The sequence below is a fragment of the Nonomuraea roseoviolacea subsp. carminata genome (genome assembly GCF_024172185.1).
Taxonomy (GTDB): domain Bacteria; phylum Actinomycetota; class Actinomycetes; order Streptosporangiales; family Streptosporangiaceae; genus Nonomuraea; species Nonomuraea roseoviolacea.
On sequence record NZ_JAMZEC010000001.1, the window covers coordinates 5,121,842 to 5,136,436 of the forward strand.

Genomic DNA, 14,595 nt, shown 5'->3' on the forward strand with positions numbered 1-14,595 from the left:
ATGGTTCGGATATGGCTGGACAATCGGACCCATGGCGAAGTTCGTGGTGAATCCCTCCAGCCCGGCCCAGTACGACGCGTGGCGGCAGGGCGCGGTCCCGGAGGTCGAGCGGGTCGGGCCCGGGCTGTGGTCCGTGCCGGTGCCGATCCCGGTCAACCCCCTGCGGTACGTGCTGGTCTACGTCCTGGAGCTGCCCGACGGCGTGGCGATCGTGGACGCCGGCTGGAACACCGACGAGGCGTACGACGCGCTGGTCGCCGGCCTCGGCGTGGCCGGCCACGGGATCGCGGACGTGCGGGCCGTGCTGGTCACGCACATCCACCCCGACCACTACGGGCTGGCCGGACGGGTCAGGGAGGCGTCCGGCGCGTGGATCGGGCTGCACCCGGCCGACGCCGCCCTCATCCGCGAGCGCTACGACGACGAGGTCGTGGACTCCCTCGTGCGCCGCGAACGCGAGATGCTCGGCCGGTCGGGCGTGCCCGGCGAGACCCTGGACGAGCTGGCCGGGGCGTCCATGTCGATCAGGCACCTGGTGTCGGCCGTGCGCCCGGACCGGCTCATCGAGGACGGCGACCGGCTGGACCTGCCCGGATGGGACCTGCGGGCGCTGTGGACGCCCGGTCACTCGCCCGGCCACCTGTGCTTCGTCTCGCCGGAGCGCAGGCTCCTGTTCTCCGGCGACCACGTGCTCGCCAAGATCACCCCGATCGTCGCCGTCCACCCCCAGTCGCGGCCGAACCCGCTGGCCGACTACCTCGACTCGCTGGCCGCCGTGCGCAAGCTGGACGTGGAGGAGGTGCTGCCGGCCCACGAGTACCGCTTCCGCGACCTGACCGGGCGGGTGGACCACGTGACGGCGCACCACGAGGAGCGGCTGGCGGAGGTCGAGCAGGTCGTCGGGGCCGCGACCGGCGGCCTCACCTGCTGGGAGGTGGCCGTCCGGCTCACCTGGTCGCGGCCGTGGGAGACGTTCCAGGCGTTCGCCCGCCGGGCCGCCACGAACGAGACGCTCGCGCACCTGGTCTGGCTGGCCGAGCGGGGCCGCGTCACCTGCGTGCCCGGCGAACCGGACCGCTGGCACCCGGCGGCCCCGTGACGGCGGTCAGCGCAGCCGGACCCTGCCTCGGCCGGTCGCGAACGGCAGGTCGAGCAGGGTGCGGATGCCCGGGGGAGCGGCGCAGACCGCCGGGATGGCGTTGATGGCGTGCGCCGCGGCGGCGGCCGGGCCGTGGGAGACCTCGTCCACCGACAGCGTCATGTGCGGCACCCCCTCGATGTGCAGCACGAACCCCGGGTCGGGCCAGCGCGGCACGCGCGCCGCGTCGGCCTTGTAGACCACCTCGATCGTCATGAACGGCCGGCCCCGCACCAGCCCCGAGAAGACCCAGCGCGAGGCGCACACCGTGCCCTCGCGGACCGTGCCGGCCGCGATCTCGAACTCGCGCGTCGCCAGCTCGAAGTCGTCGCTCTCCTCGACCTCGTCCAGCCGCACGTCGAGCGCGTCGGCGACGAGCTGCACGCTCTCGGCGAACAGCGAGCGCTGGAACATCCGGTACGGCCGGACCGCGGCCGTGTAGTCCTTGGCCGAGCGGGTGAACCCGACCAGGTCCACGACGACCTGCCGCGACGGATGGCCCCGGAAGTCGGACGACTCGCGCACGTAGATGTGGTCGACCCGGTCGGACAGCCCGGTCAGCGCCAGCGGCAGGAAGTCGCTCATGAAGCCCGGGTTGATGCCGGTGCCGTGCAGGGTGGTGTCACCGGCGGCGCAGGCCGCCTCGACGCGCTCGACGACGCCCCGCCCGTACGACTTGGGGTAGACGAAGCCCGTGGTGGTGATGACGTTCTTGCCCGAGGCGAGCAGGGCGCAGATGGTCTCGACGTCGGAGGTCTGGTCGGTGCCGAAGGAGAAGGCCGGCAGCGGCATGTGGAGCACGCAGTCGGCGTCGAGGGAGAGGACCTGGTCGACGTCGTCGGTGCAGGTGACGCCCGTGGGCGGCATGCCGACGAGCTCGCCCGCGTCCTTGCCTGTCTTGTCCGGGTCGTACACCAGGACGCCCGCCAGTTGGAGTCCCGGCCTGTTGAGCACGCTGCGTAACGCGTAGCGGCCGATGGAACCGGTGGCCCACTGGACCACGCGGATGGGCGCGTTCACCGGCATGTCCGGCCTCCCAGGCCCGATGGAGGGAATGGCGAGGCAGACCCTCGCCTTGGGAGCCCGCAACTCTAGCAGAAAAACAGGCGGCCGATCACTATCCGCGACGATCAGTCACGGTTGCGCGCGCCGGGACGCGGGTTATCGTACTCGTACTAGAAGTTTGTTCTCCTGCGCTGGAGGTTCGATGCTTCGGTTCGATGACAGGGTGGCGATCGTCACGGGGGCCGGGCACGGCCTCGGCAGGTCGCACGCGCTCCTGCTGGCCGAACGGGGCGCCAAGGTCGTCGTCAACGACCTCGGCGGCGCGCTCGACGGCACGGGCGCCTCCGCCGGTCCCGCCGCCGAGGTGGTGGAGCTCATCACCAAGAACGGCGGCCAGGCCATCGCCAACGCCGACAACGTCGCCACCCCGGAGGGCGCGCAGGCCATCGTCCAGGCCGCGGTCGACACCTTCGGCGCGATCGACATCGTCGTCAACAACGCGGGCATCCTGCGCGACCGCTCGTTCGGCAAGATGACGGTCGAGGAGTTCGACGCGGTCCTCGCCGTCCACGTCCGGGGCTCCTACCTGGTCTCGCGCGCCGCGTACCCGTACATGAAGGAAGCCGGTTACGGCCGCGTCGTCAACACCTCCAGCCCCGCCGGCCTGTTCGGCAACTTCGGCCAGGCCAACTACTCCACCGCCAAGATGGGTCTGGTCGGCCTGACCAAGACGCTCGGCATCGAGGGCGCCCGCAACGGCATCAAGGCCAACGCCATCGCCCCGGTCGCCTGGACGCGCATGACCGAGTCGCTGCTGCCGGCCGAGTTCGAGGCCAAGTTCACGCCCGAGCGGGTCAGCGCCCTCGTCGCCTACCTCGTCCACGACTCGTGCGAGGTCAGCGGCGAGGTGTTCACGGTCGGCGGCGGCAAGGTGGCGCGGGTCATGGTGGCCGAGGGGCCGGGCTGGCGCTCCGACGACATCTCGCCGGAGGCGGTTGCGGACAACTGGGACGCGGTCATGGCCGAGCAGCCGTACGTCCTCACGGCCGCCGACTCGATGAAGGCCATGCTCTGACGGCTCGCTGAATCACTCGGCCAGGGACCCCTCCGTTCGCGGAGGGGTCCCTTTCGTTGTGCGCGGACACTCTTTGTTCGATGATCGGCGGAAGATATCCGACTTAAGGCGAAATTCGGTCTTGATTCGTGCGGCTGTCGCTCTTAGGGTCGCGGCATGACCCCCGCTCCGGGCTCGCCCGGGGACGTGCTGACCCTCATCAGCGCGGGCTCCGCGACGACCCGATCCGACCTGGCCCGGCTCACCGGCCTCGCCCGTTCCACGGTCTCCCAGCGCGTCGACGCCCTCATCGAGAGCGGCCTCGTCGAGGAGACCGAGAGCGGCGAGTCCACCGGCGGCCGGCCGCCCCGCCAGCTCCGGCTGCACACCGACGGCCACGCCTTCGCGGGCGTGGACGTGGGCGCCACCCACTGCCGGGTCGCGCTGATGGACATCTCGGGCGAGGTGCTCGCCGAGTGCGAGGACCCGCTCCTCGTCACCGAGGGCCCCGAGACCGTCCTGGCCCACGTCGACCGGCGCCTCGACCTGCTGCTCGCCCAGGCCGGCCGGCCGAGGTCGGCGCTGCGGGCGCTGGGCATGGGGGTGCCGGGGCCGGTCGAGTTCGCCACCGGCCGGCCGAACAACCCGCCGATCATGCCCGGCTGGAACGACTACCCCATCCCCGAGCACTTCGCGGACTGCGTCGTCCTCGTCGACAACGACGTCAACGTGATGGCGCTCGGCGAGCACCGCAACGCCTTCCCCGGCACCAGCCACCTGCTGTTCGTCAAGGTCGGCACCGGCATCGGCTGCGGCATCGTGGCCGAGGGGCGGCTGCACCGCGGCGCCCAGGGGTCGGCGGGCGACATCGGCCACATCCGGGTGTCCGGCCACGACGACGCGGGCTGCCGCTGCGGCAACAGCGCCTGCCTCGAAGCCGTGGCCGGCGGCGCGGCGCTGGCCCGCCGCCTCACCGACCTCGGCGTGCCCGCCGCGACCGGCGCCGACGTGGTGGCGCTCGTCCTGGCGGGCGACACGCTGGCGCTGCGCCTGGTCAGAGAGGCCGGCCGGCACATCGGCGAGGTGCTGGCCGGGCTGGTCAACTTCTTCAACCCCGAGGTCATCGTCATCGGCGGCGTCCTGTCCCGGGTGCACGAGCACCTGCTCGCCGGGATCAGGGAGACGATCTACCGCAGGTCGCTGCCGCTGGCCACCCACCACCTGTCGATCGTGCCGAGCCGTACCGGGGAGGACGCCGCCGCTCTCGGCGCCGGGCTCCTGGCGATCGAGCACTACCTGTCACCCGACAACATCAACAAGATCGTCACCCCCTGACAGGAGAGACCCCCGATGCTGGTCATGAGGGGAATCGTCAAGCAGTTCCCGGGCGTGCGCGCGCTCGACGGCGTGGACCTGGACGTGCGGGCCGGCGAGGTCCACTGCCTGCTCGGACAGAACGGCGCCGGCAAGTCCACCCTGATCAAGGTCCTCGCCGGAGCCCACCGGCCCGACGAGGGCACGATCGAACTGAACGGAGTCCCGGCCGCGCCCGCGAGCCCCGTGGACGCCATCCGGCTCGGCATCGCCACCATCTACCAGGAGCTCGACCTCGTCGACGGGCTCACCGTGGCCGACAACATCTTCCTCGGCCACGAGCACGCCCGCCTCGGCTTCACCGACCGGCGCGCCGCCAACCGGGCGGCCGGCGAGGTGCTGGCCCGGCTCGGCCACCCCGAGATCCGGCCGTCCACCGAGGTCGGGCGGCTCCCCCCGGCGGCCAAGCAGATCGTGTCCATGGCCCGCGCCCTCTCGCGCGAGGCCCGCCTCATCGTCATGGACGAGCCGTCCGCCGCGCTCGCCCACGACGAGGTCGCCAACCTGTTCCGGATCATCCGTGACCTCACCGCCCGCGGCGTCGCCGTCGTCTACATCTCCCACCGCATGGAGGAGATCCGCGAGATCGGCGACCGCGTCACCGTCCTCAAGGACGGCCGCACCATCGCGGTCGGCCTGCCCGCCCGCGACACGCCCACCTCCGAGATCGTCTCCCTGATGACCGGCCGCGACGTCGAGTACGTCTTCCCGCCCCGCGCCTCCCGGCCGCCCGGCGAGGAGGTGCTGCGGGTGGAGGACCTGTCCTCGCCCGGCGCCTTCGCGGGCGTGTCGTTCTCGGTGCGCGCGGGCGAGATCGTCGGGCTGGCCGGGCTGGTCGGCTCCGGCCGCTCGGAGATCCTGGAGGCGGTCTACGGCGCGCGCCGCGCCACCGGCCACGTCCGGGTGGGCGGCCGCCCGGTCCGCCGCGCCGGGCTCCTCCAGTCCGTACGGCGGGACGGCCCCCTGCGGGCCCTGCGCCGAGGCGGCGTCGTCGAGTCCGTACGGCTCGGCATGGGCCTGGCCCCCGAGGAGCGCAAGGCCCAGGCGCTGCTGCTCGACCAGAGCGTCACCGCCAACATCACGCTGGGCGGGTTATCCGGCTTCGCCAGGCTCGGCTGGCTGGACCGGGCCCGCGAGCGCGCCGAGGCCACCCGCCTGGCCGAGGCGCTCGACATCCGCCCCCGCGACCCCGAGCGCCCGGTCAAGACGCTGTCCGGCGGCAACCAGCAGAAGGCCGTGCTGGCCCGCTGGCTGCTCGGCGGGCGCCGGCTGCTGCTGCTCGACGAGCCCACCCGCGGCGTGGACGTGGGCGCCCGCGCCGAGCTGTACACCGTCATCCGCCGCCTGGCCGAGGACGGCATCGGCGTGCTGCTCGTCTCCAGCGAGGTGCCCGAGGTGCTCGGCCTGGCCGACCGCGTCCTCGTGCTGCGCGAGGGGACCGTCATCCACCAGGGCGACGCCCGCGGCCTCGACGAGCACCGCGTCCTCGACATGATCATGAATGGGAGGGCCGCCTGATGGCCGAAGCAGGAAGAACGGTCGCGGAGGCCCCCGCGACGACGGCCGCCCCCCGCTCCTTCGAGCTGCGGCACCTGGGCCTGTTCGTGGCGCTCGCGCTGCTCGTGGCCGTCGGCCTGGTCACCCGGCCGGCCGCCTTCGCCACCGCCGACAACCTGGTCAGCATCCTGTCGCTGGCCGCCACGATCGGCGTCATCACCGTCGGCGCCACGTTCGTCATCATCGGCGGCGGCATCGACCTGTCCGTGGGCGCCGTCATGGCGCTGGCCTCGGTCTGGGCGACGACCGTGGCCACGCAGGAGTTCGGGCCGGTCGTCATGGCGATCTGCGCCATCCTCGTCGGCACGGGCGCCGGGCTGGTCAACGGGCTGCTCGTCGCGTACGGGCGGCTGGTGCCGTTCATCGCCACGCTCGCCATGCTCGTCGCGGCGCGCGGCCTCGCCCAGCGCATGTCCGACCGCAGGACCCAGCTCGTCCGGCCGGACAACCAGGCGATCGTGGACCTCGCCACCACCCGGGTGCTCGGCGTCCCGCTGCTCGTCTACGTCTTCGCCCTCGTCGTCGTCCTCGGCTGGATCCTGCTCAACCGCACCACGTTCGGGCGCCGGACGTACGCGGTGGGCGGCAACCCCGAGGCGGCCCGCCTGGCCGGCATCGACGTGCGGCGGCACACCATGCTCCTGTACGCGCTGTCCGGCCTGTGCTGCGGCATCGCCGCGATCCTCATCATGGCCCGCACCACCACCGGCTCCTCCACGCACGGCGACCTGTACGAGCTGGACGCCATCGCCGCCGTCATCATCGGCGGGACGCTGCTGACCGGCGGGCGCGGCACGATCGTGGGCTCCATCCTCGGCCTGCTGATCTTCACCATCATCACCAACCTGTTCATCCTCAACGGCCTCAACACCAGCGACCAGCTCATCGCCAAGGGCCTGATCATCGTCGTCGCCGTCCTGCTCCAGCGGCGGAACCTGAAGGAGAGAACGCCATGACCGACAAAGTCGCGCGCCGCGGATTCCTCGTCGGCGGACTCGGCGGAGCCGCCCTGTTAGCGGCCGGCTGCACCAGCAACGAGCCGTCGGCCGCCCCCGCCGCCAGCGCGCCCGCTCCCGCCCCCTCGGCCGGCGGCAACGACCAGCCCGGCACCAAGGTCACCATCGGCTTCTCCGCCCCCGCCGCCGACCACGGCTGGATCGCCGCGATCGCCAAGAACGCCGAGGCCGCCGCCAAGCAGTACCCCGACATCGACTTCAAGCCCGTCGAGCCCACCAACGACATCAACCAGCAGATCTCCGCCGTCGAGTCGCTCGTCGCGGCCAAGGTCGCGGCGCTGGTGATCCTGCCCAACGACGGCCAGCAGCTCAACCAGGTCGCCCTCCAGGCCACCCAGGCCGGCATCCCCGTCGTCAACCTCGACCGCGTCTTCCCCGACAAGCTGGCCTACCGCACCTGGATCGGCGGCGACAACTACGGCATGGGCGTCGCCGCCGGCCACTACATCGGCAAGAAACTCAAGGACAAGGGCGTCACGAACCCGGTCATCGTGGAGATCCAGGGCATCGCCACCCTCCCGCTGACCCAGGACCGCAGCAAGGGCTTCGCCGACGCGCTCAAGACGTACGGCTTCAGCGTGACCGCCAAGCAGGACGCCAAGTTCACCGTCGAGACCGGCAACCAGGTGGCGACCAGCCTGCTCCAGGCGCACAAGAAGATCGACGCCCTATGGAACCACGACGACGACCAGGGCATCGGCGTGCTCGCCGCCATCAAGGAGGCGGGACGCAAGGAGTTCTTCATGGTCGGCGGCGCCGGCTCGCTCAACGCCATGAAGGAGATCCAGTCCGGCTCGTCCGTGCTGGAGGCGACGGTCACGTACAGCCCCACGATGGCCTCCTCGGCGATCAAACTCGCCCGGCTCATCGCCCAGGGGAAGGGCATGAGTGACCTCGTGGAGAACCAAGTTCCGCAGTCCATCACGCTCGCGTCGGAGACCATTACCAAGGAGAACGTCGAGAAGTACCTGCCACTCGGCTTCGAGTCCTGATCGGGGGCTGCATGTCAGAAAAGATCGGCATCGGCGTGGGCATGGTCGGCCACGCCTTCATGGGCCGCGTCCACTCCCAGGCATGGCGGAGCGTGGGGGCCTTCTTCGACCTGCCGCTCGCGCCGCGCATGGCGGTGCTCGCGGGCAGGTCGAGGGAGCGCGCCTCCGCCGCCGCGGCCCGGCTCGGCTGGGCCGACGTCGAGACCGACTGGAGGAAGCTGGTCGAGCGCGACGACGTGCAGATCGTCGACATCTGCACGCCCGGCGACTCCCACGCCGAGATCGCCGTCGCCGCGCTGGAGGCGGGCAAGCACGTCATCTGCGAGAAGCCGCTGGCCAACACCGTCGCCGAGGCCGAGGCCATGGTCCGCGCCGCGGCCTCGGCGCCCGGCAGGAGCATGGTCGCCTTCAACTACCGCCGGGTGCCGGCCATCGCCCTGGCACGGCGGTACGTGGAGGAGGGCCGGCTCGGCGAGATCCGGCACGTGCGGGCGCAGTACCTCCAGGACTGGATCGTGGACCCGGAGTTCCCGCTGGTGTGGCGGCTGCGGAAGGACAAGGCCGGCTCCGGCGCGCTCGGCGACATCGGCGCGCACATCATCGACACCGCCGAGTACGTCACCGGGCAGCGCGTGGTCGGCGTCTCGGCGCTCACGGAGACGTTCGTGAAGGAGCGTCCCCTGGCCGAGGAGTCGGCCGGCCTGTCCGCCACCGGAGGCGCCGCCACGGGGACCGTCACCGTGGACGACGCCGCCCTGTTCATCGGCCGGCTCTCCGGCGGCGCGCTCGCCTCGTTCGAGGCCACCCGCTTCGCCACCGGCCGCAAGAACGCGCTGCGCATCGAGCTCAACGGCTCGCTCGGCAGCCTCGCCTTCGACTTCGAGGCCATGAACGAGCTCTGGGTCAGCGAGGGCGACTCCGGCTTCACTCGGATCCTCGTCACCGAGCCCGGACATCCGTACGCCGGAGCCTGGTGGCCGCCCGGCCACGGCCTCGGCTACGAGCACACCTTCACCCACGAGATCAAGGACTTCCTGGAGGCGATCGCCGAGGAGCGCGACCCCGCCCCGTCGTTCGCCGACGGGCTGCGGGTGCAGCGGGTCCTCGCCGCGGTCGAGCGGAGCGCGGCCGACGCCAGCCGCTACACGGTCGTGTCGGAGGCATCACTCGGAGAGGACGCATGATGAGACCGGTCACGTTGTTCACGGGCCAGTGGGCCGACCTGCCGTTCGAGGAGGTGTGCCGGCTCGCCGCCGAATGGGGCTACGACGGCCTGGAGATCGCCTGCTCGGGCGACCACTTCGACGTCGCCCAGGCGGTGTCCGACCCGTCGTACGTGGAGCAGAAACGCGCCCAGCTCGACAAGCACGGCCTCAAGGTGTGGACCATCTCCAACCACCTCGTCGGCCAGGCCGTCTGCGACCACCCCATCGACGAGCGGCACAAGGCCATCCTGCCCGCCCGCGTCTGGGGCTCCGGCGACCCCGAGGCGGTGCGGCAGGCGGCGGCCGAGGACATGAAGGACACCGCGCGCGCCGCCGCCCTGCTCGGCGTCGACACCGTCGTCGGCTTCACCGGCTCGTCGATCTGGCACACGGTCGCCATGTTCCCGCCGGTGCCCGCCTCCATGATCGACGCGGGCTACCAGGACTTCGCCGACCGCTGGAACCCCATCCTCGACGTCTTCGACGAGGTCGGCGTACGGTTCGCGCACGAGATCCACCCCAGCGAGATCGCCTACGACTACGTGACCACGCAGCGCACCCTGCAGGCCATCGGCCACCGGCCCGCGTTCGGCCTCAACTGGGACCCGTCCCACATGGTCTGGCAGGACCTCGACCCGGTGGCCTTCATCCTCGACTTCGCCGACCGCATCTACCACGTGGACTGCAAGGACACCCGCGTCCGGGTCGGCGACGGCCGCCGCGGCCGCCTGTCCTCGCACCTGCCGTGGGCGGACATGCGACGCGGCTGGGACTTCGTCTCGACGGGCCGCGGCGACGTGCCGTGGGAGGACTGCTTCCGGGCGCTCAACTCGATCGGCTACTCCGGGCCCATCTCGATCGAGTGGGAGGACGCGGGCATGGACCGCCTGGACGGGGCCAAGGAGGCGCTGGGCTACATCCGCCGGCTCAACTCCATCACCCCGCCGGCGACCTCGTTCGACGCCGCCTTCTCCACCACCTGACCGGGGCTTCAAAGGCAAGGTCCTCACGGGAGGGGCGCGCTCCGCGCGTTGCGGCGCTCGGGCGTGCCCCCAGGGGGCTCCCGCCCCCTTCGACCCCCTCAAGGGCATGGTCCTCGCTGACGCTCGGGCGCTCTTGCTGCCGGGGCTTCGCCCCGGAGGCGAGGGGCTCCCGCCCCTCGCGCACCCCGGCCCTGGCCGTGACATCGCAGGTCAGAGAAGTGCAGGTAAGGATAACGATTATCCTTACATGGGGAGGCCGTCCGTGAAAGGTTAGGTGCTCTGGCACTGCTGACCAGGAGAGAGCACGTGCCTGGGTCCATTGTCGATGAGACGGGGGCGCCTGATGCGGCTGCCACGCTGCTCCCGGTGCCGATGAACCATCCTGGGCAGACCTCATCGTGGCGGGAAGCGGCCACAGAGACATCATCAGGACGGGCCGGCTGAACTCTTCCGCGTCGCGGCCGGTCTGTGTTTGGATGCTCGGTACGCCTCGACCCACTTACGCGAGGACCGCCAGACCCCATCCGAACCTTGTACCGCCTTCAGCCGGCCACGTTGCGCGGCTTGGCGAAGAGCGGCCATCGAGAAATCCCGATCGGCCAGAGCGGCCAGCGGAACGAGGCGTGCCGGCCCGGCGACGTTTGGAACGATGAAGCGGTTGAGGTTGTCTTCCATGGCTCGAGCGATCAACTCGCCAAGAGATCCACAATCGCCCCCATCAGCGCGACGCATGGCCGAGAGGTAGACCTCGCGCTGTCTTTTGAGCACGATGATCGGCGGATAGCCGAGTCTCACCAGGATCAGATTGAGGGTGAGCCTGCCGGTGCGACCGTTTCCGTCGATGAAGGGATGGATGCGTTCGAACACGTTGTGGATCCTGGCGAGCTCTTCAGGCAAGGGATGATCGAGCTCGTGACCGGCTTCGATCTTCTTGCCCAAGTCGCACACATCGTCTATCCAGTCTTGTATCTGGCCCGGGACCAGCGGCCATGACGGAGGCGTCATCCCCTCCGCGAAGGGATGGATGTCGTGTTCCCGGAAATTGCCGGGGCCCTCGCGGTCAGTGGCGTCCGGGTGCGGGGCGACGTCCCAAACAGGCGTCATCGCCGTGTGATGAATGAAGCGAAGTTCGCTGAGGCTGACCAGCCGACCATCCCATGCGTCGGGTTCCAATGCTTGACCGTAGACCCACTTGGCCGCGTCTCCGTATCCCTTGACCTCGTTGTACTCACGCAATGATTTGGAACCCACAGCTCGCCCCTGGTCGAGCAGCGCCTGAACTTCGCGCAGAACGAGGGTGTTGCCTTCAAGCGCTGTTGAATGATGGGCTTCCAAGTGCCAGATGTCCGACCAGATGTCTTGCGCCTCGGTGGGGCTGGGTAGTCCTCCCAGCCGTCCGTTGAGTTCCTGCAGCGCCCGGTCGAGCCTCGCGTAAACCGTGGCCCTGCTCGGCCGACCTCTACCCGCCACTGCGCTCCTCGCGTGGGTCACGAAGTTTGATAACCCCTTCCGGGGCTCAATTGAACTTATCAAACTCCTGCACTCGGGCACATGCGCTTCGTGAACTCTCGTGGGCGTTCCCTTCAGCTGCTCGCGGCTCAGGCGGCTTCATCCTGGCGTGCCGCGTCGAGTCTGAGCGGGGCGTCGCGGTTGCCCCCCGGACTTATGGTTCTCACCGGGGGCTCAGGCTCTTGGGGGACTGGGTCACACGGCTGTGTCGCCGGCATGGCCGCCGGCTGGCTCCGGCGAGGGTGGCGCGCTGCGGGAGACTTGGGGTGTGACCACCGAGAGCGCCCGTCCGGGTCCGCCGGCGACCAGTCCGTCCATCGTGCTGCTCACGCTGGCCCACCGCGTCGAGTCCGAGCTCGGCGCCGCGCTCTCGCCCCTCGGGCTGACGGTCAGCAGGCTCGGGCTGCTTGGGCACATCGCGGGAGTGCCCGGGGCGTCGTTCAGCGACCTGGCGCGCATGTCGGGCATCACCGTGCAGAGCGTGCACACGGCGGTGAAGGCGCTGGCGGGGGCCGGGCTCGTACGGGACGGGAAGGCGCGGGCCGGGTCGGCGTCGACGCTGGAGCTCACGCCGGAGGGCGCGCGGCTGATGGGGGAGGCGATGAAGGTCGTGGAGGACGTGGACGAGCGGCTGTTCGGGCCGGACGCGGATCCGATCCAGCGCCGGATCGCCGCCACCGTACGGGCCGCCTTCGCGGAGCTCTCCGCGGGCCCGCAGGACGGCACGAAGGACGGGGAGCTCTCCGCGGGTTCGCCGGACGGCACAAAGGGCGCAGAGCTCTCCGCGGGTTCGCCGGACGGCGCGACGGGCTGATGGACGCCGACCGGGCGCGCCGGCTCTTCGGCGGGCAGCGCGTCGCCCGCCTGGCCACCGTGGACGCCGACGGCGCGCCGCACCTGGTGCCCGTCACGTTCGCCCTGGACGGAGACCGGATCGTCTTCGCGGTCGACCACAAGCCCAAGACCACCACCGACCTGAAGCGGCTGCGCAACATCCGGGGCAACCCCCGGGTCGCCCTCCTCGCCGACCACTACGACGACGACTGGACCCGGCTGTGGTGGGTGCGCGCCGACGGCACGGCCCGCGTCCTCGACCCGGCCGCCGCCACGAGCGGCGCTGCGGTGGACGCGCTGGTGGAGAAGTACGAGCAGTACCGGAGCGCGCGCCCCGCCGGGTCCGTCGTCCTCGTGGACGTGACGCGCTGGTCCGGATGGGTCTCGTCACGCATCGCATGCGAACGGTGACTCAAGGTGAGGTAAAGTGGCGGGGTGGCTTACGAACCCCCCGCCGGCCCGCTCACCCCGGGCGGCTTCGACACCCAGCGCGACGTCGCCGCCGGCCTGCCGCTGTTCCTCGTCGAGCAGTGGCGTGCCTCCGACCGCACCGACGGTGAGGCGCGCCGCCTGCTGAGCCGCCACGAGACGCGCGGATACTCCGTGGTGTCCGACTCGGCGGGGCTCACCCGGCTCAGCCAGCGGCTCGGGCTGCTGGAGGTGCTGGCGCTCATCGACCGGCCGAAGCGGATCCTGCACGCGTGCGCCAGGGCCGCCGGCGGGCGCGCCGTGGGGGTGTGGGCGGCCGACAACGCGCAACTGTTCCATCCCGAGACGGTGGAGGCGTCCACGCTGCTGTCGGCCCTGCTGACGGCGCAGGACGAGATCCGGCGCCACTGCGAGGTCCGCATCGGGATCGGCGCGCACCTCGGGTCCTACTACGAGCTGTCCGGCGGGCTGTACGGGGCGGAGGCCGACGCGGTCGAGGAGTTCGCCGAGAACGACACCGAGGGCGGGGAGATCGCGGTGACGCAGGCCGTGGTGGACCGGCTGCCGCCCGGGCATCCCTTCGTGCTGCGGCCCAAGGACGGGGTCGGCGGCCTGGTCGGGCCCGTCCACCAGGTGCTCGACGGTCCCCGCCTCGACATTCCGGGGCTCGGCGCGGCGTGGGCGGCCGAGGGGTGGCCGGGCGAGTCAGGGGCTGACGGCCAGGAGCACTACCCGATCCCCTACTCCGGCGCCTTCTACGCCGACCTGCTGCTGCTCGACGCCCGTCCCGGTGACGCCGAGCTGGCCGGGCGGCTCGCCGCCGAGCACCTGCGCGAGCGCACCGTCGTCCTGGTCGAGCGGAGCGCCGCCCCGGCCGACACACCCGAGGTGGAGCTGCTGAGAGGGCTGTCGCTGTCGGCGGCGATGCGCGACGTGGGCCTGAGCCTCCTGCCGGCCGAGGGAGCCGTCGAGATCAAGGTCGCCGGGCCGCTGGGCATCTACCTCTTCGAGGAGCCCGCCCCGGCGGTGCGCTTCGCGCTCGGGATGCGCACGGGGCTCGCCGAGCGGGAGATCGTGGGGCGGATCGGGGTGTCCGCCGGGCCGGTGCTCGCCGGCCGCACCCCGGGCGGCGGCTGGGACGTCGCCGGGGCCCCGGTCAACCTCGCCTCCAAGATGGCCCAGGACCTCGGCACGCCCGGCCGCGTCCACCTGAGCGAGGCGGTGCGCGACGCCCTGGGCGACCATGCCGACCTGGCGGGGTTCGAGACGGTGCGGCGCACGGTGTCGGGGGTGGAGATGACCTACTACGTGGGGTGAGGTCTCCGCATGTCTGCTGTCAGCAGGTCTCCGCAGGTCTCCGCAGGTCTCCACAGGCCTAGTGCGTGCAGGTCTCCGCAGGTCTGCGCAGGCCTAGTGGGTGCAGGTGTCGGCGGGTCTGCGCAGGTCTAGTGGACGCAGGTGTCGGCGGGTCTGCGCAGGTCTAGTGGCCGCAGGGCTCC

The 14,595-nt window shown here is 71.3% G+C and carries 13 protein-coding genes; 11 read left to right on the forward strand and 2 right to left on the reverse strand.

Annotated features, from left to right (window positions below; all coding sequences use genetic code 11):
- Nucleotides 1-31: 31 nt before the first annotated feature.
- Entirely contained in the window at nt 32-1,099 is a 1,068-nt protein-coding gene (locus HD595_RS23885) for an MBL fold metallo-hydrolase (RefSeq protein WP_253772592.1), read from the forward strand.
- A 6-nt stretch (nt 1,100-1,105) separates the two neighbouring features.
- Here HD595_RS23885 and HD595_RS23890 read toward each other — a convergent pair whose 3' ends face one another.
- Entirely contained in the window at nt 1,106-2,164 is a 1,059-nt protein-coding gene (locus HD595_RS23890; protein WP_253772594.1) for an NAD(P)H-dependent amine dehydrogenase family protein, read from the reverse strand.
- Between the two features lie 181 nt (nt 2,165-2,345).
- Between HD595_RS23890 and HD595_RS23895 the strand changes: the two genes are divergently transcribed.
- From HD595_RS23895 to HD595_RS23925, 7 genes are all read left to right on the forward strand, one after another.
- Nucleotides 2,346-3,218, forward strand: coding sequence for an SDR family oxidoreductase (locus HD595_RS23895; RefSeq protein ID WP_253772596.1), 873 nt, complete (start codon nt 2,346-2,348; stop codon nt 3,216-3,218).
- Nucleotides 3,219-3,374: 156 nt separating this feature from the next.
- A complete protein-coding gene (locus HD595_RS23900) occupies nt 3,375-4,532 on the forward strand; it encodes an ROK family transcriptional regulator (RefSeq protein WP_253772598.1) in 1,158 nt (385 codons plus the stop codon).
- Nucleotides 4,533-4,547: 15 nt separating this feature from the next.
- Nucleotides 4,548-6,089 (forward strand): sugar ABC transporter ATP-binding protein, encoded by a 1,542-nt coding sequence (locus HD595_RS23905; RefSeq protein ID WP_253772600.1) that lies wholly within the window; start codon nt 4,548-4,550, stop codon nt 6,087-6,089.
- Entirely contained in the window at nt 6,089-7,084 is a 996-nt protein-coding gene (locus HD595_RS23910) for an ABC transporter permease (protein WP_253772602.1), read from the forward strand. Before HD595_RS23905 ends, HD595_RS23910 begins: the two co-directional genes overlap by 1 nt.
- Nucleotides 7,081-8,136 carry a substrate-binding domain-containing protein gene (locus tag HD595_RS23915; RefSeq protein WP_253772604.1) on the forward strand — a complete coding sequence of 352 codons (1,056 nt, stop codon included), beginning with the start codon at nt 7,081-7,083 and terminating at the stop codon, nt 8,134-8,136. Before HD595_RS23910 ends, HD595_RS23915 begins: the two co-directional genes overlap by 4 nt.
- An 11-nt stretch (nt 8,137-8,147) precedes the next feature.
- Entirely contained in the window at nt 8,148-9,320 is a 1,173-nt protein-coding gene (locus HD595_RS23920) for a Gfo/Idh/MocA family protein (RefSeq protein ID WP_253772607.1), read from the forward strand.
- A complete protein-coding gene (locus tag HD595_RS23925; protein WP_253772609.1) occupies nt 9,317-10,324 on the forward strand; it encodes a sugar phosphate isomerase/epimerase family protein in 1,008 nt (335 codons plus the stop codon). Before HD595_RS23920 ends, HD595_RS23925 begins: the two co-directional genes overlap by 4 nt.
- 426 nt (nt 10,325-10,750) lie before the next feature.
- Here the strand turns inward: HD595_RS23925 and HD595_RS23930 are convergent, their stop codons facing one another.
- Nucleotides 10,751-11,794, reverse strand: coding sequence for a Fic family protein (locus tag HD595_RS23930; RefSeq protein WP_253772611.1), 1,044 nt, complete (start codon nt 11,792-11,794; stop codon nt 10,751-10,753).
- 307 nt (nt 11,795-12,101) lie between these two features.
- On the opposite strand from HD595_RS23930, the gene HD595_RS23935 reads away from it, so the two are divergent.
- Genes HD595_RS23935 through HD595_RS46845 form a run of 3 tightly spaced genes read left to right on the forward strand, consistent with a single transcriptional unit; the run spans nt 12,102 to nt 14,413 of the window.
- Nucleotides 12,102-12,647, forward strand: coding sequence for a MarR family winged helix-turn-helix transcriptional regulator (locus HD595_RS23935; protein ID WP_253772614.1), 546 nt, complete (start codon nt 12,102-12,104; stop codon nt 12,645-12,647).
- Nucleotides 12,647-13,078, forward strand: coding sequence for a TIGR03668 family PPOX class F420-dependent oxidoreductase (locus HD595_RS23940; protein ID WP_253772617.1), 432 nt, complete (start codon nt 12,647-12,649; stop codon nt 13,076-13,078). Before HD595_RS23935 ends, HD595_RS23940 begins: the two co-directional genes overlap by 1 nt.
- Nucleotides 13,079-13,102: 24 nt before the next feature.
- On the forward strand, nt 13,103-14,413 hold the full coding sequence (locus HD595_RS46845; RefSeq protein WP_253772618.1) for an adenylate/guanylate cyclase domain-containing protein: 1,311 nt from the start codon (nt 13,103-13,105) through the stop codon (nt 14,411-14,413).
- Nucleotides 14,414-14,595 lie beyond the last annotated feature (182 nt).